Raw genomic sequence first — 18,358 nt, forward strand, 5'->3', positions numbered from 1 at the left:
CGTCATCGGCAGCACGCCGCTGCCCCCGGGACCCGTGCCCAGGGCATGCGGATGCCCTCCTACGCCTGGTCCTCCTCGTCCAGTGGGCGCTTGCGGAGCAGGAGGACCACCAGGCCGCCCAGTACCACCAGGCCCACCGCCAGCGAGGCGATGACCGGGGTGGCGGCGGAGCTGCCGCTGGTGGCGAGCCGCTCCTCGTCCGGGGTGGACTCCGACGAAACCGCAGCCGCAGCCGCGGCCGCGGCCTGCGTCACGGCGGGCCCGTCGCCGGTGGTGCCGGCCTCGGCCACCACGGGCTGCGGCCAGACCGCGTTCGCCGAGGCCGCCGCCGCGGACTCGCTGGAGCCCGCCACGATCTGCGCCTGGGCCGGCACCCCGCTGGTGAAGACCCGCCCGACCGGCACCTTCGTGGAGCCCTGGACGGTGACCGAGGCCGCGCCGTCCGGGGTGCCCGCCGGCACCTCGAAGTACAGCCGGCTCCCGTTGGCCGCGGTGGTGAGCGGCCGCCCCTCGGCGTCCACCACCCGCACCCCCATGGCCACGGCTGCCGCGTCCGGGGTGACCGTCACACTCTGCGCCCCGGTCCGCACGGTGACCGGCCCGAGGCGGGTGCCCGCGGGACCCGACACGTTCTCCGGGTCCAGCCCCAGCGAGGCCGGCGGCTCCGGCAGCTTGCCCGCCGACCGCTGGAGGTAGTCGGCCAGCTTCTCGGCCGCCGGGTCGGCGGCCTCCACCTGCGCCCCGTCCGCGAGCCGCCAGATCGCGACCTGGGTCCCGGCGGCCGCGCTCTCCGCGGTCAGGGCCCCGGCCCCGGCCGCCTTGGCCAGTCCGGCGAGATCGTTCAGCTGCGGATAGGAGTGCTCGAGGACCCAGCGGATCCGGCCCGCCTCCCCGTTCCCCGCGAGCAGGGTGCCGCTCCAGCCGCTCTCCGTGTACCGGGCCTGCGGCTGGGCGTTGCCCGCCACGCCGACCCCGTAGGTCTGGAGCATCCCGCCGCCGTCGACCCGCATCTCGTACAGCCCGGCCGGAATCTGCCGGACCGACCCGTCCTTCGCGTGCAGGACCGCCTGGCCGTACGTCTTCAGCCCGTCCAGCACGGCGCTCGCGCCCTCCGGTGTCCGGGGCGCAGATGCCCCGGAGTCGGCGGCCGCCCGCGCGGCCGGGGCGGCGGCCAGGGCCGCGGCCAGCAGCGCAGCCGCCAACGGCCGCCGCGCGGACGCCCGTACAGCCGCCGCAACCGCCGTGACGGGTCTCGCGGAAGCGACAGCAGCAGACAGCGAAGGAGGAACGGAATCAGGAGCGGAGGATGCGGGAACGGCAATCGACACAGTCTTCCCCTTCGGGCCAATGACCCAGGTGCCCGTGAGTACCGGGGAATCCTAACCGCCTCGAACACTCAGACCACCGCCGCCTTCTGAGTGGCCATCAGCGGGGAATCCGCCTTGACGACCCGCCGGAATGCCGCCGTTCCCCGGTTCAGGTCGTGGCCGACGGCGGTCGCGTCGATCTCCGCCGAGAACCAACGGCTGCCCTCCCCGTCGGGCGGATCCTCCCGTACGCGGAGCCGCCCGTGCACCACCAGCGGCTCGCCCACCGCGACGGATCCGGCCAGGTTCACCGCCAGCGTGCGCCGCGCCCACACGGTGTAGAAGCTGGTGGTCCCGTCCGTCCAGGCGTCCTTGCGCCGGTCGAAGTACCGCGGCGTCACGGCGAACCGGAACCGCGCCGACGGCCCGTTCACCGTCTCCTTGTAGTCGATCTGCGTGGCCACATGGCCGATCAGCGTCACCGTGGTGTCGTTCATCCCGGCAGCCCTCCCCCGCATCCGTACCCGCACGGAGCATCCGTGCGACGCACACGGACCATCCGCACGACCTGCACAGACCATCCGCACGACCCGCACGGACCATCCGCACGAGGTACGACCCATGCTGGCGCGGCCCCCCGATTCCCGCTCCGGCCTGTGGACTACTGGCGGGTTGTGGACAACTTCGTCCCCCCTGAGGCCACCGTCGCGTACTGCTCGCGCACCTCCCGGTAGCGCAGCAGCTCCGCCGCCACCGGCTCCAGCACCCGGGCCCGCCCGCAGCCGGCCGCCGCCTGCCGCAGCCGCCGCTCCGCGTCCTGCCCGCACCTCCGCGCCGGGCCCCGGGCCGCGATCGAGCAGGTCCACTCCACCAGCGGCCCGCCGATGATGCCCGCCACCATCAGCAGCACCGGCGGCATCAGGCGCGGCTCCAGGACCCCGACGATCTGCCCGACCAGCCACAGCCCGCCGTAGATCTGCAGCAGCGTCATCGCCGCCTGCGCCAGCACCGCCGCCGGCCACCACGCCGGCCGCGGCGGCCTGGCGCCCGGCACCGTGACCGCCGACCCCAGCGTCACCGCGATCTCGTCCAGCGACTCCGGGAGCTGTTCGGCGCCGCGCACCGCGGTCTCCCGTACCGCCTGCGCCCAGGCGTCGGGCAGCCCGTCGGCCGCCGCGTCGGCGACCGCCCGCACAGCCTGTTCCACCCGCTGGCGCGCGGTCACCTCCTCCTCGACCGGCGTTTGCGCGGTCGCGGGCCCCCGGCCGCCGATCGCCGCCAGGGCGGCCAGCCCGGCCAGCGTGCGCGGGGCGCGCCGGCCCTCGTACCACCGCCACAGCCGCAGCCACGGGGTGCCGCACGCCTTGCCGGCATTGCGCCGCCAGGCCCGCTCGGCGGCCAGCCCGGCCGCGTACGCCCCGACCGCCTCCGCGAGACGGTCCTCGAACTCGGCGCGCGCCGCCTCCCCGATCTCCGGCCCTGGATGGCCATCGGCCACGTACAGCGGGCGCAGGCGCATGGCGGCCCGGTCGACATCGGCGGAGATCCGCCGGGTCGCGGCGCCCTTCTCCTGGGTGAACTGTGCGAGGAGGTCGCGGAGTTCCCCGACGCCCTCGCCAGTCAGCGCCGACAGCCCGAGGACGGTGGCGCCGGGCTCGTCGTGCTCGCCGAGGGCGATGCCGTCGTCGTCCAACAGCCGCCGCAGGTCGTCCAGCACGAGGTCCGCCGACTCGCCGGGCAGCCGGTCCACCTGGTTCAGCACGACGAACGTCACCTCGGCGTGCCCGGCCAGCGGCCGCAGGTACCGCTCGTGCAGCACCGCGTCGGCGTACTTCTCCGGGTCGACCACCCACACCACCGCGTCGACCAGGGCGAGCACCCGGTCCACGTGGTCGCGGTGGGCGCCGACCGCGGAGTCCAGGTCCGGCAGGTCCACGAGGACCATCCCGCGCAGCGCCCCGGTCTCCGAGGTCTCGCGCGGCCGGCGGCGCAGCCTGCCCGGGATCTCGAGGCGGTCGAGCAGCCCGGCCGCGCCGTCCGACCAGCTGCACGCGATGGGCGCGGCGGTCGTCGGCCTGCGCAGCCCCGTCTCGGAAATCTGCACTCCGGCGAGTGAATTGAAGAGCGTGGACTTGCCACTTCCGGTGGCCCCGGCGATCGCGACGACCGTGTGCTGCAGCGACAGCCCGCGCCGCGCGGCCGCCTCGTCGAGCACCCGGCCGGCCTCGGCGAGGGTCTTTCCGTCGAGCCGGGTCCGTGAGAGCCCGACCAGCTGGCGCAGCGCCTCGAGGCGCGTGCGCAGCGCCTGTCCCTCGGGGCTGGGCGGCGGCGAGGGCGCCTTGCCCCCGTCGCTGCCGGCGCCGGAGACGGCACGCACGAGCGCGTCGTCGTCCTCGTCCCCGTCGTCATCGGCGTCGAGGTCAAGGTCAAGGTCAACGTCGATCCCGCCGGCGCGGCGCGAGCGTGCGATGAATCCGTCGTCCCAGCGGTCGTCGGTGCGGTCGGTCAAAGCGGTCACCGCGTCACCTCTCCTTCTGCAGTAGGGACAGCGCGGCGATCAGCTCGGCCTGTGGTTCCGGCGTCACCTCGAGCGCCTCCAGCGGGGCCAGCCGGCGGTCCCGTTCGGCGCGCAGCACCTGCTCCAGGTGATGCGCGACCAGTTCGCCGCCCCGGTCGCGCAGCCGTACGGCGGCCTGTACGCCGATCCGCTCGGCGAGCTTCTCCCCGGCGGGCCGGGCCCGTTTGCCGCCGAGGAGGGCCGCGACCAGCAGGGCGGCGATCCCGTCGGGGTCGGGTGCGGGCTGCTTGTCGAGCCGCGCGACCTCCTCCTCGGCGAGTTCCTCCAGTACGCGCCGCCAGCGCCGTACGGCCAAGCCGATACGTTCCGCCGCGTCCCGGTCGGGCCCGGGCAGCTGCACCGCCCCGGCGGCCGGCTCGCGCCGCCAGGCCTGGGCGATCCGCTCGTCGGCGGCGGCCACCGCGCACTGGAGGAGCGCGGCGAGCGACTCGGCGAGCGAGTCCAGCAGTTCGTCGGTGCTGGTGTCGAGGGGGTAGCCGCGCCACCGGGTCAGCGCGTCCCCGGCCAGTACGGCGCCCTGGTCGAGCCGGTTGCGGACCCGCTTGCCCTCCCTCCGGTACGCGTCCTCCACGGCCGAGGTCAGCCGTACGGAGGCGGCGTACTGGGCGGCGACGGCGGATGCCAGCTCCGGCATCCGGCGCCCGAGGGAGTCCAGCGCGCCGAGCGCGGTGCGCCCGACGGCGTACTGCCGGGCGGCCGGGTCCTGCGCGTGGTGGGCGAGCCACGCGAAGAGCGGGGCGACGGCGCTGGCGGGCAGCAGCCCGCCCCCACCGGCCGATTCGGGCAGCTCGGGCACCGTGAACCGGGGTACGTCGCCCAGCCCGGCCCGGGTGAGCAGGGCACCGTACTGCCGCGAGACCTCGGCGAGCACCTGGTGCGGGACCCGGTCGAGGACGATGCCCAAGGTCGCCTTGTACTGCTTGGCGGTACGCAGCAGGTGCCAGGGCACGGCGTCGGCGTACCGCGAGGCGGTGGTCACCATGACCCAGACGTCGGCGGCGCAGATGAGCTCTGCGGCGAGTGTCCGGTTCTCGACGACGAGGGAGTCGATGTCGGGGGCGTCGAGGATGGCGAGCCCGCGCGGGAGGCCGGCGACGGTCTCGATCCGCAGCTCGCGGGTGGCAGCGGTGTTCCCGAACACGCGGTGGGAGCCGCGGTGGGGGGCGGGGAGCGGGTCGTCCTCGCCGGGCGGGGCCCAGACCCGCATCAGGTCGGGGAGCACCCGCATTCCGGCGAACCAGTGATGGTCATCCGGATGGCAGACGAGTACGGGGATGCGGGTGGTGGGGCGCAGTACGCCGGCCTCACTCACCTGGCGTCCCACGAGGGAGTTGACGAGAGTGGACTTACCGGCCCCGGTGGACCCGCCGACGACGGCGAGCAGCGGCGCCTCGGGCGCCTTCAGCCGGGGTACGAGGTAGTCGTCGAGCTGCGCGAGCAGCTCGGCTCTGGTCTGGCGGGCGCGTGGGGCGCCGGGCAGGGGCAGCGGCAGACGCACGGACGCGACCCGGTCGCGCAGGGCGGACAGGGCATCGAGCAGCTGAGGCCGAACATCCAAGGTCACCACATGCGAAGAATGCCCAATTTGGGGCCATTTTTGAAGCTTATACGCCCTCTGCGCGCCGATCGCGACTCCAGTGGGACCTTTTGGACACAGCGGACGAGTGGGGCGCAGGCATAACGAGTGCACAACACCAGGGGCGCCGCGGCGCAAAAGCGGTGCGAGAATCGCACCTGCCTGCGATTATCGGGACCGCTTCACCGAACCTCCACATCGTGGCACGCGGGTGAAGCAACCGGGACAAGGCGGCCGGAGCCCTATCCTTGACCCGGTCCGGACGACAGTCCCACCCCCACCCCGGGGCTCCAGGCCACCACGGCCACCTTCCGGCCCCCGTAGCTCAGTGGATAGAGCAGGTGCCTTCTAAGCACTTGGCCGCAGGTTCGAGTCCTGCCGGGGGCACTCACCTGAAGGCCCTCCCGCGGGAGGGTCTTTCTGCTGGTCAGGGGCGGTTTCCGGCGGCGGGGCGATCTCAGGATTCACCCCCTCGGCGGATCCGAGAGGGTCCGGCGGTGTCCGGCTGATACCGAGTTCCTGCGGGTCGCTGCGGAGAATACGCGGTGAAAAATCAAGCCCCTGGCGTGGCCGGGTCCGGCAGCTCCCCTGCCCTCTCGATCCGCTGCTTTAGGTCGTCCAGCTGCCCGTTGATGCATCGTGCGTACGTGGCCAGGAGCACGGGAACGCTGTTGCCCGCCCACTCGGCGACGTCCGCGGCGGGGACGCCGGCGTTGAGCCAGTTGGTCAAGCAGGTGTGCCGGAGGTCGTAGACGCGGCGGGCGAGAGGGGACTCGAATGCGTGGGGTTCGAGTACCTCCTTTCGGGCCCGCCGCCATGCCCGCCGGATGACCGAGCCAGCCAGGAGCCCGCCGTTCTCCCCCTGAACCAGCAGGTCCCCCGCCCGCAGCCGCTCCCTCTCGATGTGGGCACGGAGGATGCGCGTGAGGGCAGGACGGCAGGGCACCGTACGCATGTCGTCAGCGGCTCGCCCCTTCAGGCCCCGACGCTCCCGGACTTCACCGGTGTCCGTCCACTGCTTGCCCACCTCGGGCCGGGCGGTGTGGATCAACAGCTCACCCCACTGGTCGCCGGTGTCCGCGGCAGGGAGCCGTACGTCCGCGACCTTGAGCGCCACAACCTCCTCCGGCCGGGCCCCGGCGTAGTACATCGTGGCGAAGAAGGCGTGGAGCCGCCGGCCGCCCCGCGGCCGCGCGTAAATCCAGGCGAGCAGCTCGGCGGCCTGCACCCTGTTGAGGAGCGACCGCTTATCGACGGCGGAAGAGGTCTTCGCCGCCGTTGTGCCCTTGCCCTTGGGCAGCAGGTTCTCCCGTAGCACTTTCCGCTTGATGGCGTGCTCGATCGCGACGTTGAGAACACGCTTGTTCCGCCTAACCGAGCTGGCGGCTGCCGCGGTGCCGTCGAGTTTGGTCCCTGCGGCACGCAGCAGCACCTCTACGGTGCTTTCGTCCTCCCAGGCCGCCATCGTGAGGCTGTTGCGCTCCACCCACCGCAGGATCACGGCGATCTCCGGTGGGGCCTCGGCACGCTGACCGGTGTTGAACGCGTACTCGCGCAAGGCTCGGCGGACGTCCACGTCGTCGAACATCGTCGGCTTGCTGCGCAGCAGGGCCACCGTGACGGGAGTGAGCGCTTTCGCGACGTTCCGCCGGTTGTTCGCAGACGTCCGCTCCCAGAGCTGATCCACGAACTGGACCGCAAAGTCGTACCACTTCACGCCGGCCGCACCGGACTGATGGGAAACGGGAAGCCCGGTGGAGAGGCTGAACGCCTCCCCCTTCCGAGCCGCGGTCACGAGACCCGAGCGGAAGGACTCCGCGAGGGGTCCCGTGGCGAAGGGCTTCCTCCACTCCCTGCCCGCCAACTCCCAACGGACGGTGTGGGTGGTCTTCTTCTTCCCCTCGTACACCGAGGTCTTCCACAGCTTCACGTCGTACGTCGTGTCCATCAGGCAGCGTCCTCGCGCTCGTTCAGCCAGATGTCAAGGTCGGTGCGGCGGACACGGAGGTCGCCGTTCGGGAGCTTGATGCAGCGGGGAGCCCGCCGCTTCTGGCGCCAGTCGTAGAAGGTGGACTTCGAGACCTTCAGCTCAGTGCAGACTTCGAGGATGGTCAGCTTTTCTTCGGGCGTGCGCGCCACGGTCGGCTCCTGTCGTGGAACAGCGGGAGTTGAGCCTTCGGGAGGTTCGCTACCTGTCCGAGGCTGGGATTTCTGCGTCACCGCGTCACTTGTGTCATCCGTGCGCCTGACCTGCGGGTTTGGGTGACGCAAGGGGTGGGCGTGCGTCACCGTCCTGCGTCACCTGTGTCATCGGGTGACGCAGGACGGTGACGCAGGTGACGTGAGGTGACGCAGCCGTGGGCCGTCTGCGTCACCCCTATACCGGCAGGTCAGCAGTGGTTTTCAGGGCGTCAGTGACGCGGGTGACGCAACATCTCCTCTCTTAGGAAAAGGAGAGGGGGTTTCTGTTGTGGTGCGGTGCGTCTTCAGGCGAAGTGAGGGGCCGCTGCGCGGCACGTCCTTTGCAGCGGCGGCAAGCCGCCGGACAAGCAAGAGGAGCACGCCCCACCCCGGGGCCGGGGTGCTCTTCTTGCCTGTGCAGGGGCTGGGTGGTCGCGCGGGTTAAAACGCTGCTTCCTGCTCGTGAGGCGCCGCGGCGGCGGGCCGGGTCATCTCGATGTAGCGGGCGGCCTTCGTGCGGCCCCAGTCGACGAGGACGCCGCGGGCGGCGAGGGTGGGCTGTAGGCGCTTGAGGCGGTCGGAGAGGACTTTCCCGGTGGTGGGCCACCCTTTGGGCAGGGGGCGGAAGTCCTCACCGGCGTAGAGCTGGGTGAGAGCGTGCAGCCACTCCGCAGAGGCCATCCGCACCTCCTCGCCCGGGTCCAGGGTGGCGGCGTGCTTGAGGACGGTCTGTGCCAGGAGGTCGCCTTCGATGACGTCGTCGTTGAGGTCGTCGAGGCTGGCCCGGTAGGCGGTCAGCGCGCTCAGGCCGGTGGCGGTGTCGAGCTGGGCGCAGAGGTGGGCGAAGTCCGCCATGCGCAGGTCGGTCGGGGTGTCGGCCTCGGTGGCTCGGACCTTGACAGTGAGGTCGAGGAGGGAGCCGAGAATGACGGGCAGCGCCGGCTTGTACTCCGCCCACAGCTCGGCCTCGGTCCGGCGCACCTGGGGCCGCACAAGGCGGAGGGGCAGGAGCCGTTCCGCGAGGTCGGGGCGGATGACGCCCACGTCGATGCCGGTCAGGAGGAGCGGGCGGCGGTAGCGGGAGCGGACGACGTCCCCGTCGGTGAACAGGGCGCGTTTGATGCTCTCGGCGCCGGTGACGATGCAGCACATCAGGTCGGACAGGTCCGGCGGCAGGTGCGAGAGGTTGTCCAGGGCCGTGACCCACCCGGCGGCCACGGCCGTGATCAGGTTCTCCTCGTCCTTCGGTGCGCGACGCAGGTCGCCCGTCATGCCCTCGATGATCCGTACCAGCATGCGCCCGGCGGTCGACTTCCCGGCGCCCTGGGGGCCGGTGAGGAACGGGGCGGGGACGGGCACGGACGGCTCCAGACAGCCGATCAGCCACGCGATGGCGAGGCACTCGCTCTCGGCGTTGGCGAAGTTGCACAGCCGCAGCAGAGCGTCGATGCCCTTGCCGTCGGTGTCCTTCTCGGGGAGGGGGAGTTCTCCGGTGAGCTGGGTGCGCCGCCAGCACACCTCTTGCGGGTCGGGGACACGGATGTCCCAGCCGGTGGGGTGGATGCGGACGGACTGGCCGTCGTCGCGGCCCAGGTCGAGCCACGTCGCGCCGTCGAAGCCCGGGGCGACCCGGATGTGGGTGGGCTGTACGTCCTGGCTGAGTGCGAGTGCTTCGATCAAGTCCAGTGCCTCCTTGAGCGCGCTGCCGTTGAATGAGCCGCGGCCGTCGTTGTAGAGGCCGACCATGAGTTCCTGCCGGTGGCTGCCGGTCGTGCCCTGGGAGCGGATCGGGCGGGCGACGGGATGGCCGTTCTTCTGCGCATAGACGGTGCCTTCGGTGGTGCGGAAGTACCGGAAATGGTCCTGCGCGTATTCGGTGATGATCTGGCGAGCCGGGTTCTTCTCTTCCTCGGGCATCGCTACATCCCCAGCGTCGTGCGGGCGTTGGTCCAGGCGTCCTCGCAGTTGCGCAGGGACTCGCCCTTGGCCCGCGCGGCGGTGAACAGCCGCCTGATGTGCGCCTCGGTGAGGCAGCCGCACCCGCCGTGGGCGGACAGCACTGCGAGGAACGTCCGGTACACGGTCGTGTGGATGGCGGCCGCTGCCTCTTTGATGCGCTGCTCGGCCATGGCGATGCCCCGCTCCAGATAGGCGGGTGACCGGTGGCGGCACTCCCCGCCCCCGGCCGGCGCAGTCGCGGTGACAGTGCAGGGCTCGGGCCGGGCCGCGGCTGGCTTCTTCACGGCCAGCGCGCGCACGGCCTCCGGCAACGCGGCCATGGTGCCGGTGCCGGGGCCGCGCCACTGGGCGTAGGCCATCGTGGACTTCAGGTCGACACCGGGCCGTACGCCGTTGACCGAGCGCAGGGTTCCCCGGTAGATCCAGTGCTCCCCGCGGGTGGTCGGCACGGTCTTGGTCGTGGGGAGGGTCTGGCGGGCCCACGTGACCGCGTCATCGTTATCGAGGTCCACGACGGTGAGCCCTGCCCCGCCGGGGTGGTAGGCGATGGCCTGAGCCTGCCTCCAGGCTCCCGCCCACGCAGCCGAGGTGAGAACGTCCGGGTTGGTCGTGGCGGCGCCCCAGGCGTGGCAGGGAGCAGTGCAGACACAGGGGCCGGCGGCGAGCATATGCGGCCGGTCGCCGCACGCCGAGCGGGTGCAGGCTCGGCAGTTCCCGAACGGCTGTTTGCCCTTTCGTAGCGGCAGTACGGGCAGTCCGAGTTCAGCGAGCCAGAGCGCGGTGCGGAGGTGAGTCGGTAAGGCCGGGCCGGCGGGGTCTCGCGGGAAGTCGGTGACCTGGGTCATGCTGGATACCTCCAGTGACTGCTGGAAGAGGGCGGCCCCAGTCATTGGCGTGAGTGGGGGCCGCTCTCGTCGCTTCAGTGGTGGGTGTGGTCGGTGGCCTGTGCGGTGAGGCGCTTGGCCTCAGCCGGGGTGACGCCCCGGTAGCGGATCCGGACGGTGCAGCCCGGGCGCGGGCAGCGCACGGTGCGCTGGCCCGCGAAGAAGGCAAGCGCGTCCGTCAGACGGTCACGGATCGTCTGCTGAGCCATGGGCGGTCCTTTCAACGGTGGTTGGCCGTCCCGTGAGCACGGCCGAAGAGGCCTGTGGCGGTGATGTGCTGCGTGATGTGCGTCGTCGACGCGCTGCGGCCGCGGCCGCAGCGCATGAGCATGGGGAGGGCGGCGCCGGCGGCGATGAGGGCGACGAGGGCCCAGAGGGCTTCGGTCAGAGCGATCAATCCGGGCGCGGCGTAGGAGATTCCGATTCCGGCCGCGCCGATACCGCCACCGAGAGTCGGAGCGAGGAGCGCGGTCGTCTTCGCCCACCCCGGAACCCCCGCGGCCGGCGCCAGCGCAGGAGCGGGTGCGGTGGGGGTGGGGTGGGTGTAAGCGAGGGTGCGGGTCCCGTCCGGCAGGGTCACCAGCGCGATGCCCGCCTGCTCCTGGAAGACGGGTACGAGTGGCACCGGCGTAGTGGCCGGTGCGGGCTGCCAGGTGATCGGTTCGGGGTGGTGAACGGTCCTTTCGTGGTGCATGGGATGCCTCCGGGCATGGGTCGGGCCCGCGCCGAGGATGGGTGGCACGGGCCCGAGGCGCGAGTGTCAGGCAGGACTGTCAGGGGGTGTCAGACAGCGGGTGTCAGGGCGTCTGACAGCGGGTGTCAGGGCGTCTGACAGCGGGTTTGCCTAGGGATTTGGGTGTCACGGCGCCCTGACACTGTCAGGGGGTGTCAGGCGTCAGGCGATCTTGAGGGTGGGGACGATTCGCCACCTACCGGTGGCCGAGGTCGGCTCCAGCCGACCGTCCAGGGCAGCGTCCTTCAGGCGGGCGGAGACCCAGGGGCGGGACAGGTTGTGGCGGTCGCACCAGTCCATGAAGTCCTTCGGACCGACCACCATCCGACCCGCGCTCTCGAAGTCGTCCAGCGCGTACGCGAACAACTCTCGCGCCTCCTCCGGGGACGGCTTGTGCCCCGGCGACTCCCACAACGGAGTGTCGTCGCCGTCCTCCCCGACGGGCAGATCAGCCTCGGGGTCGATGCCCGCATCCTCCGGGTCCACGAGCAGTCCGCCGGATTCCGCTTCCATCCGGACGTCCCCCTCGTCCGCGGCGGGCCGCAGAGTCGGCACAGCACCGGGGACGGTACGGCCGGCGTAGTTCTGCCCGGCCACCGCCCGCGCCGCGCCCGCGGTGATCGGATCGGCGGTGGCGCCGTTGGCCTGCGCCCACCGGGCAAGCGCCTCGATGGTGGGGGTGGCGGTGTGGGGGACGGCGAAGGTGCGGCCCGGGGAGGGGTAGCGGTCCTCGGGGATGCCGGGTGAGACGACGTAGCAGTAGCCCGGCCGCCGGTTCCCCCATGCCCCCGGATGCGCCCCCGCATCGATGACCACGTCCGGGAGGGAGAACCCCTCGTCGCGGGGGTCGCAGCCGAGCGCGATCACGGACGGCAGGGAGGCGCGGGTGGAGGTGGACATCTGGTCGTAGGAGGGGCGTTGCAGGGAGACGATCAGGGCGACGCCGGCGGAGCGGGCCTCTTGGGCGATGCCGGTGAACGCGTCGTCGCCCATGAGGCGGAGGGTGTTGGCGGCCTCTTCCATCCAGGTGACCAGGAACGGCATCCCCTCGCACCCGCACGGACGCCCGTCCGGGCGGCAGGTGTGGTCGCGGCTGGTCTGCTGCAGTGCGGCCTCGGGGATCCACTGGCGGTATCCGTGGGCGCCGAGCCAGCGGGTCCGGGCGGGGATGACGGCCTTGATCGCCTCGACCATGACCTCGGTGTCGGGTCCGCCCTCGGCAGCCCAGTCCATGCCGGGCAGCAGGGGGCGGAAGTCCTGGAACATCTTCGGATCACTGACCCACAGGAGTACGTCGCGGCGGGAGAGGATCTCCAGCATCAGGTTCAGAGCAGTCTCACCCTTACCCGATCCGGTACCGCCCGCGATCAGCACATGCGTGGCGTTGCGCTTGATCTCGGGATCACCGGGCAGCCACAGGACGAGCGGCGATCCGTCGTCGTAGCGGCCGAGCACCAGCGGCTCCGCGATCGAGCCGCCCAGGTTGGACGGCTCTTCCCACTCCGCGACCTGCGCCAGCATGTCCTCAGGGACGATGACGAGTTCCCCGCGGCGGGCCGAGTCAGGGTCGGGCATGTAGCGGACCGCGGATTTCGGCAGGTCCAGCGCGGACGCGATCCGCGGCAGAACCCGGGACACGTCCTCGTTGGTCTGCTCCCCGGCCTCCAGCGCCATCTTCGCGGTGACCCGGTTCGGCTCCACGGACGTAGCGCCGATCTGTGCTCGTGCCAGGCCGACCTTCTCCAGCAGGCCCTTGTCCGTGCTGCCGGCGGCGGTGCCGTCGACGTTGCGGCGCAAGACCATGCGGATGTTCCAGGACAGGGCGAGCGCGGGTGCGCCCATCAGGTAGAGGTCGGGCAGGGCCCCTGCGGTGGGTCCGGCCAGGCACGCGCCCGTCAGCCAGGCGGAGCCCGCGGCGACGGTGATGGCCGAGTGCAGGCGCCGCTGCTGCCCGGTTGCCTTGCCGGCCCACCAGGTGAGGCCGGTCAGGGCGACGGAGGCGAGGGTGAGGCCGACGCCGGCCGCGGCGCTGCCCTCCCACTGGACGCTGCCCAGCGCACCGGCCAGCCCCAGCCCTCCGGCGCACAGCCACGGCGGGAGGTGGGGCTTGGCGCGGTGCAGGACGTAGGCGGTGATCCCGGCGCCGTCGGAGGAGCCGCGGAGTTGGTCTTCGTACTGCTGCTCAATGGTGGTGCGTTCAGTCGTGGCCATGACTTACTCCCTTCTAGAGCTGGCCCCAGTCCATGCGCGGCTGCGAGGGTTTGCGGGCGCGGTGGCGGACGCGGTTGATCTCTTCCTCATACTCCTGCTGGAAGGAGGCGTACGTTGCGGCGGCGTTCTTCGCCGCGTCCCGCAGTGCGTCGGCGGCGCGTTGCATCTTCCGCGCGACCTTCGCCGCCCGGAACCGAGAGCCGCCGATCCGGCCGTCCGGGTCGGGGACCTGGACGAGGGTGGCTTTGAGGATCTCGGCGCCCATGGCGACCTCGATGGAGAGGGCGACGCCGGCGGCGCGGACGGCGTTGCAGTACTGGCGGACCTGCGCCGGGGAGGTGAACTCCGGTGCCGGCAGTAGGGACTGAGACCGGCTCCCGCCCTGCCCTCCCCCGGCCGGAGCGGCGTGGCGGCCGCCACCGTTGCCGCGGCCGCCGGCGTTGACGTTCAGGGTGAAGCCCGGCGAGAAGGTCTTGTTGTTGACCTTGGTCTGAGAGCCGTTGGCACCGGCCCGCGGCGCGGACCGAGTCCGCTGAGTGCGGGCCTGCTGCCCGCCCGGCTTCCAGCCGGCGGCGTTGCTGGGGTTCGCCATCAGGCGCTCTCCTTCTCAGACACGAGGGTCATGCGGCGGGCAATGAGCCAGGCAACCTGCGCGGCCAGGGTCAGGACGGCCCAGGCGGTGAACAGGGCCGGGCGGGTCGGGGCGAACCACACGGCCAGCGCGAACCACGCGCTGACGGCGGTCGTGAACGCGGCGAGGACGGCCCGCCACAGCGCGGCCTGCCGGGAGGCGGGACGGCGCAGCATGCCCCACGCCCACACGCCGGCCGGAGCCAGCGCGAGTGCGGCCAGGAACCAGGCCGTGCGGGGCTCGATCAGGTGGACGGCCCCGGTCACGGCGAGCAGGGCGGTGGCGACGGCGGTGGGGGCCCAGGAGAGGCGGTGCTTCCACGCCCACCGGCCCACCGCGAGGGCAGCGCGGCTGGTCAGGGTCAGGGACGGCTCGGAGCTGACGACGAGGATCACCGGCTCCCGCCGGCCGCCGCGCTGACGCGGGATGTGGATCGTGGATGCGGCCGTGGGCCGCGTACGGCGAGACACAGCAGAACTCCTAACAAGGTCGGGGAGGTTCAGGCGGCGCACGGTTCGGAGTCGGGGAACGCACACGGCACGCACTCGCCGAGCCGGGCGGGGATCACGTATCCCGCGTCCCGGTGGCAGGTCAGGCAAGTGCGGCGGGCCAGGTTCGCGGCGGCGAGGGCGGCCCACCGGGCCGGGGTCATCGGCCGCACCGGCACCGCGTGGTCGATGCGGTAGAGGAACGCCACCAGAGGCGGACGGCGCCGCCGCGGCCGTTCCACCTGCGCGACCACGTCCGATCCACCCGGGCGCAGACCCACGGCGCGAAGCTGGCGAACAGTGGCCAGCCCATCGGGCGCGAGGCGCCAGCGGTAGACGGGCAGGGCGCTCACAGGGCCTCCCCCTCAGGCGGGGAGGACGCGGTAGCGAGCTGGGTGTAGACCTTGTGTACGTAGGAGGTGGACCGGGTGGACTTCAGGGCCGCCTTCCCGATCGATTCGCCGTTCTCCCAGCACGCGCGGATGATCCGCTTCGCGTCCTCCGCCGGCAGCTTCACGACTGGTTCGCAATGGAGGGGAACGACGGTGGACGAGCGGGGGACGGTCAGGGGATACACCCGCTGTCCACCACAGATGACCAGCGACGATCCCTGACGACCGCCCGTCCGATCCGGGGCCGTCGTGTCGGCGGCCGGGCCGGTGGACACCGGGGACGGTACTGAGTGGACGGACGGAGTGTTCACCTCGGCGGCCGGGGTGTCCACCCAGGTGGCCCGCAGGTCTTCGATCTTGTTGAGGATCGCCCGCCGGTAGTGGCTGATCGCTTCAGCGAGCGCGATCAGGAGCACCGGGGGAATGGAATGGAGGACCAGGCCGGCGGGGTCGACGTTGTGGGGGACACCGAAGGGTGTCCCCTCAGGCCAGAGGGAACCCCAGCAATTCATCACCCACGTCGCCAGACCGGCGAACCAGCGCAGCACCGACGCCCACCCTGAGGGCCGCAGTCCGTACTCGGACAGCCGACCGTCGAAGAGCAGGACCGTTCCCAGGGCCACCGCCACCATGGGATCGAGCAGCCACGCGATCCACGGCGATACATGGTGATCGATGGCGAATGTCGTGACGTTGGTCGCGGTGAAGACCAGCGCCACCGCGCAAATGAACACCAGCACCCGGGTCAGCGAGCCCAGCAGACGCTCCAACGCGCGGATCTGAGCCGCTGTGCTGCGCGCCCTCACCGCTCGTCTCCCGACCCGAGCGGCCGGACGGAGACGCTGGCCATCAGCAGGACCGGTGCGTCCCAGTCCTCGGCGGGGTCTCCTTCGATCCAGGACCACTCCGCCCCGGGCTCGATCTCGTAGCCGAGGTCGGCCAGCACGCGGACGCGCTCCGCCGGCGTCGGGATCGAGGTTCCGTCGAGCCATTCGTGCGACGGCCAGCGGGTCTCCGTCATCAGGACGACGAACAGGTGCCAGTCGGCTCGGTTCGACATGTGCGCCTTCAGGTTCATCAGGCCACCTCGTCGGCGGCCGTGGGGGCCTTGTTCGCCGCGTTCCGGCGGGCTGCCAGTACGCGCCGGTGTGCCCGGCGGATCCGGCGGGCGCCGAAATCCGACGCAGGCCGGTCCAGCAGCGCAATCAGCGCGTCCAGCAACTCGACCTCCGCCAAGACCACCGGCATCTCGGCCTCGATCGCGTCCAGCTCTGCGTCCGTCGGCCCCAGGTCGGCCGGCAGCGGGGTAACACCCGTGTGACGTGCACCGATGGACTTCATTGGGTCTTGCTCCTCTCAGACAGGAACGGGCCCGAACAGCAGCCCCGGTGTTCCAGCACCGGGGCTGCACGTCGTTGTGAAGCAGGAAAGACTCCGGCTCCCCTCAACCCCGCCCGTACAGCGGCAATGCGCTGGACGGGCAGGGGAGGCAACCGGCCGCCATGCGCGGAGTGCGGCGGAGGGGTTGATCAGATCGATTGCGTCTCTTTCCGGGAGCGTGCTCCCGCTTGTAGGCAGAGACCTGCCGTCCGGTTGACAAGGGATCCGGCACCCTCGGCTGCTAGGCCTCAGTACCCCTGACCAGCACCGATGCAGGCGCAGATCACCCGTCCAGCCTGACCAACTTGGCTAGCCCGGTGGGCACGAGAACAACGTAGCCAGCCTGGCTAGTCACGTCAAGACATGACTATCCATGCTGCCCAAATAGCCAGGTGGGTCGTAGCATCGAGCCATGACCTTTGCGCTTGAGCCTCTGGACCCGGACGACGACCGGCCGCCATACGAGCAGGTCGCGCGCAGCCTGGGCGCCGCGATCCGGACGCGGAAGCTGGCTCCCGGTGAGCGGCTGCCGTCGCACAAGATGCTGACCGACCACTACGGCTTCGCCCGCGCGACGATTCAGCGAGCCTTGCGGGACCTGGAAGACGAAGGCCTGGTCGTCTCGCGCAAGGGCAGCGGCGTGTTCGTACGGAACCGCACGGAGCGGCCGGCCGGACTGCGGCCCTACGTCGAGCAGGCCTTCGCCAGCCGGAACGTGACAATCGACTTCGCTGGCTTCTCCAGCGAGACCCTGCACGGAGCCCTGCAAGAGCCTCTCGACAAGATCCGCGTGGGTCGCCTCACCCCGTCGAGCATCCGCATCCGCATCCTGGTCCCCGACATGTCGGTACCCCAGGCGGCGCCCGTGCGTCGCGAGGACTGCGCAGACGACCCGCGGCTTCGAGCTCGTATGCACGACATCATGGTCGGCTACACGCGAAGCATCTCCGATGCCATAAGCGAGCTCAGCCACCTCGGACTCGTCCAGGAGAGCACTGTCGACGTGCGCGTCCACAGCGGAACGCAGTTCTTCAAGCTCTATGTGATCAACAACGAGGATGCCTTCTTCGGCTACTACCCGATCCGTCCGAACAAGGTGGTGGCTCAGGGCGAGGTCATCGATATCTATGACCTCGTCGGCAAGGACACGATCCTCTTCCACTACTCACTCAACGACGGCGACTCATCCAGCGGAGCGCAGCAGGTAGAGCAAGCCCGCATGTGGTTCGACAGCGTTTGGGAAACCATCGGAAGGAACGCCAGTGCCGACGCAAGCTGAAGCACTGGGCACCGTACTTCGCACCTCAAAGGCCGTCCTCTTCGACTTCGATGGACCTATCTGCGACGTGTTCCGCGGCCTCCCCGCGCCCAACATCGCTGACGAGCTGACCGACCTGCTCGCGGCACTGGCGCCGGCCCTGGGAGGTCCCGCGCGAGCCACGAGCGACCCTATGGAAGTCCATAGCCTTGCCCAGGAGGGGGGCAGCACTGTCCTCGCGGCAGTGGAAGCGGCTCTGACGGCGGCGGAAATCCGGGCAGTTAAGGTCGCCGGCGCCCCTACCGACGGCTCCGTTCAAGCTCTTCACGCAGCACGCGAAGCAGGACGTTACGTCGCGATCGTGAGCAACAATTCAACCGAGTGCGTTTTGGAATACCTGACCCAGCACGGAATCGTGGGGCTTGTCGACAAGATCATCGGGCGTCCCGTGCTGCGGCCTGACCTGATGAAACCCTCACCACACCCCCTACTCGCCGCCGCTTCGGCGTTCGGCGTGGAATCCAAGCTCACCGTACTCATCGGGGATTCACTAACGGACATCGAAGCGGCGCACGCTGCTGAAGCAAAGAGCATTGGGTACGCGAACAAGCTGCACAAGGAGGCATCGTTGGCCGCCGCCGGTGCGGATGCGGTGGTACTTGACATGCGCCAGATCGCAGACTCTCTGACCCTGCTTGACGGGAATCAGGTATTCGGTAGGCGGGGGCGGCGCCGAGAATGACAGGGACTCCGAGGTGTGAGCAACTCACTACCCGACCA

Annotated in this window: 19 protein-coding genes and 1 tRNA gene; 3 read left to right on the forward strand and 17 right to left on the reverse strand. The window is 71.0% G+C overall.

Annotation, left to right across the window (positions count from 1 at the left end; all coding sequences use genetic code 11):
* Positions 1-59: 59 nt before the first annotated feature.
* The 4 genes from AB0M76_RS08605 to AB0M76_RS08620 form a co-directional block, all read right to left on the reverse strand.
* A complete protein-coding gene (locus tag AB0M76_RS08605; RefSeq protein ID WP_365952182.1) occupies positions 60-1,202 on the reverse strand; it encodes a thioester domain-containing protein in 1,143 nt (380 codons plus the stop codon).
* Between the two features lie 194 nt (positions 1,203-1,396).
* Positions 1,397-1,804 (reverse strand): single-stranded DNA-binding protein, encoded by a 408-nt coding sequence (locus AB0M76_RS08610; protein ID WP_365952183.1) that lies wholly within the window; start codon positions 1,802-1,804, stop codon positions 1,397-1,399.
* Positions 1,805-1,968: 164 nt separating this feature from the next.
* The gene (locus tag AB0M76_RS08615; protein ID WP_365952184.1) at positions 1,969-3,825 is read right to left on the reverse strand and encodes a GTPase; all 1,857 of its coding nucleotides are present in this window, start codon (positions 3,823-3,825) and stop codon (positions 1,969-1,971) included.
* Between the two features lie 4 nt (positions 3,826-3,829).
* The gene (locus AB0M76_RS08620) at positions 3,830-5,443 is read right to left on the reverse strand and encodes a GTPase domain-containing protein (protein WP_365952185.1); all 1,614 of its coding nucleotides are present in this window, start codon (positions 5,441-5,443) and stop codon (positions 3,830-3,832) included.
* A 332-nt stretch (positions 5,444-5,775) separates the two neighbouring features.
* Here AB0M76_RS08620 and AB0M76_RS08625 point away from each other — a divergent pair.
* Positions 5,776-5,848: transfer RNA gene (locus tag AB0M76_RS08625), tRNA-Arg, on the forward strand.
* Positions 5,849-6,014: 166 nt separating this feature from the next.
* Here AB0M76_RS08625 and AB0M76_RS08630 read toward each other — a convergent pair.
* The 13 genes from AB0M76_RS08630 to AB0M76_RS08690 form a co-directional block, all read right to left on the reverse strand.
* Positions 6,015-7,409 (reverse strand): site-specific integrase, encoded by a 1,395-nt coding sequence (locus tag AB0M76_RS08630; RefSeq protein WP_365952186.1) that lies wholly within the window; start codon positions 7,407-7,409, stop codon positions 6,015-6,017.
* Complete coding sequence (locus AB0M76_RS08635) at positions 7,409-7,600, reverse strand: helix-turn-helix domain-containing protein (protein ID WP_365952187.1); 192 nt, start codon at positions 7,598-7,600, stop codon at positions 7,409-7,411. Before AB0M76_RS08635 ends, AB0M76_RS08630 begins: the two co-directional genes overlap by 1 nt.
* A 483-nt stretch (positions 7,601-8,083) precedes the next feature.
* Positions 8,084-9,559, reverse strand: a complete 1,476-nt coding sequence (locus AB0M76_RS08640) for an ATP-binding protein (RefSeq protein WP_365952188.1) — start codon at positions 9,557-9,559, stop codon at positions 8,084-8,086.
* 2 nt (positions 9,560-9,561) lie between these two features.
* Complete coding sequence (locus tag AB0M76_RS08645; protein WP_365952189.1) at positions 9,562-10,446, reverse strand: bifunctional DNA primase/polymerase; 885 nt, start codon at positions 10,444-10,446, stop codon at positions 9,562-9,564.
* A gap of 74 nt (positions 10,447-10,520) precedes the next feature.
* Entirely contained in the window at positions 10,521-10,694 is a 174-nt protein-coding gene (locus AB0M76_RS08650; protein WP_365952190.1) for a hypothetical protein, read from the reverse strand.
* A gap of 11 nt (positions 10,695-10,705) precedes the next feature.
* Positions 10,706-11,179: a hypothetical protein gene (locus AB0M76_RS08655; RefSeq protein WP_365952191.1), complete on the reverse strand. Its 474-nt coding sequence runs from the start codon at positions 11,177-11,179 to the stop codon at positions 10,706-10,708.
* 201 nt (positions 11,180-11,380) lie between these two features.
* On the reverse strand, positions 11,381-13,429 hold the full coding sequence (gene traB, locus AB0M76_RS08660) for a plasmid transfer protein TraB (RefSeq protein WP_365952192.1): 2,049 nt from the start codon (positions 13,427-13,429) through the stop codon (positions 11,381-11,383).
* Between the two features lie 13 nt (positions 13,430-13,442).
* Positions 13,443-14,021, reverse strand: a complete 579-nt coding sequence (gene traA, locus AB0M76_RS08665; protein ID WP_365952193.1) for a plasmid transfer protein TraA — start codon at positions 14,019-14,021, stop codon at positions 13,443-13,445.
* On the reverse strand, positions 14,021-14,530 hold the full coding sequence (locus AB0M76_RS08670; protein ID WP_365952194.1) for a hypothetical protein: 510 nt from the start codon (positions 14,528-14,530) through the stop codon (positions 14,021-14,023). The genes traA and AB0M76_RS08670 overlap by 1 nt, the downstream gene beginning before the upstream one ends.
* A gap of 29 nt (positions 14,531-14,559) precedes the next feature.
* Positions 14,560-14,901, reverse strand: a complete 342-nt coding sequence (locus tag AB0M76_RS08675; RefSeq protein ID WP_365952195.1) for an RRQRL motif-containing zinc-binding protein — start codon at positions 14,899-14,901, stop codon at positions 14,560-14,562.
* Complete coding sequence (locus tag AB0M76_RS08680) at positions 14,898-15,710, reverse strand: hypothetical protein (RefSeq protein ID WP_327132124.1); 813 nt, start codon at positions 15,708-15,710, stop codon at positions 14,898-14,900. The genes AB0M76_RS08675 and AB0M76_RS08680 overlap by 4 nt, the downstream gene beginning before the upstream one ends.
* Before the next feature lie 32 nt (positions 15,711-15,742).
* Positions 15,743-16,018, reverse strand: a complete 276-nt coding sequence (locus tag AB0M76_RS08685) for a DUF6303 family protein (RefSeq protein WP_365952196.1) — start codon at positions 16,016-16,018, stop codon at positions 15,743-15,745.
* Positions 16,018-16,281, reverse strand: coding sequence for a DUF6284 family protein (locus AB0M76_RS08690; RefSeq protein WP_365952197.1), 264 nt, complete (start codon positions 16,279-16,281; stop codon positions 16,018-16,020). The genes AB0M76_RS08685 and AB0M76_RS08690 overlap by 1 nt, the downstream gene beginning before the upstream one ends.
* Positions 16,282-16,732: 451 nt before the next feature.
* Between AB0M76_RS08690 and AB0M76_RS08695 the strand changes: the two genes are divergently transcribed.
* Positions 16,733-17,599 (forward strand): winged helix-turn-helix domain-containing protein, encoded by an 867-nt coding sequence (locus AB0M76_RS08695; protein WP_365952198.1) that lies wholly within the window; start codon positions 16,733-16,735, stop codon positions 17,597-17,599.
* Complete coding sequence (locus AB0M76_RS08700; RefSeq protein WP_365952199.1) at positions 17,583-18,320, forward strand: HAD family hydrolase; 738 nt, start codon at positions 17,583-17,585, stop codon at positions 18,318-18,320. The genes AB0M76_RS08695 and AB0M76_RS08700 overlap by 17 nt, the downstream gene beginning before the upstream one ends.
* The last annotated feature ends 38 nt before the right edge of the window (positions 18,321-18,358 follow it).

The organism is Streptomyces sp. NPDC051364 (genome assembly GCF_040682115.1).
In the GTDB taxonomy this organism is placed as follows: Bacteria; Actinomycetota; Actinomycetes; order Streptomycetales; family Streptomycetaceae; genus Streptomyces.

Excerpts from the sequence above, each read along its gene's own strand:
- AB0M76_RS08630 (WP_365952186.1), bottom strand. The coding sequence starts at position 7,409 with ATGGACACGACGTACGACGTGAAGCTGTGGAAGACCTCGGTGTACGAG.
- traB (WP_365952192.1), bottom strand. The coding sequence starts at position 13,429 with ATGGCCACGACTGAACGCACCACCATTGAGCAGCAGTACGAAGACCAA.
- AB0M76_RS08685 (WP_365952196.1), bottom strand. The coding sequence starts at position 16,018 with ATGAACCTGAAGGCGCACATGTCGAACCGAGCCGACTGGCACCTGTTC.
- AB0M76_RS08695 (WP_365952198.1), top strand. The coding sequence starts at position 16,733 with ATGACCTTTGCGCTTGAGCCTCTGGACCCGGACGACGACCGGCCGCCA.
- AB0M76_RS08645 (WP_365952189.1), bottom strand. The coding sequence starts at position 10,446 with ATGACCCAGGTCACCGACTTCCCGCGAGACCCCGCCGGCCCGGCCTTA.
- AB0M76_RS08650 (WP_365952190.1), bottom strand. The coding sequence starts at position 10,694 with ATGGCTCAGCAGACGATCCGTGACCGTCTGACGGACGCGCTTGCCTTC.
- AB0M76_RS08690 (WP_365952197.1), bottom strand. The coding sequence starts at position 16,281 with ATGAAGTCCATCGGTGCACGTCACACGGGTGTTACCCCGCTGCCGGCC.
- traA (WP_365952193.1), bottom strand. The coding sequence starts at position 14,021 with ATGGCGAACCCCAGCAACGCCGCCGGCTGGAAGCCGGGCGGGCAGCAG.
- AB0M76_RS08610 (WP_365952183.1), bottom strand. The coding sequence starts at position 1,804 with ATGAACGACACCACGGTGACGCTGATCGGCCATGTGGCCACGCAGATC.
- AB0M76_RS08640 (WP_365952188.1), bottom strand. The coding sequence starts at position 9,559 with ATGCCCGAGGAAGAGAAGAACCCGGCTCGCCAGATCATCACCGAATAC.
- AB0M76_RS08655 (WP_365952191.1), bottom strand. The coding sequence starts at position 11,179 with ATGCACCACGAAAGGACCGTTCACCACCCCGAACCGATCACCTGGCAG.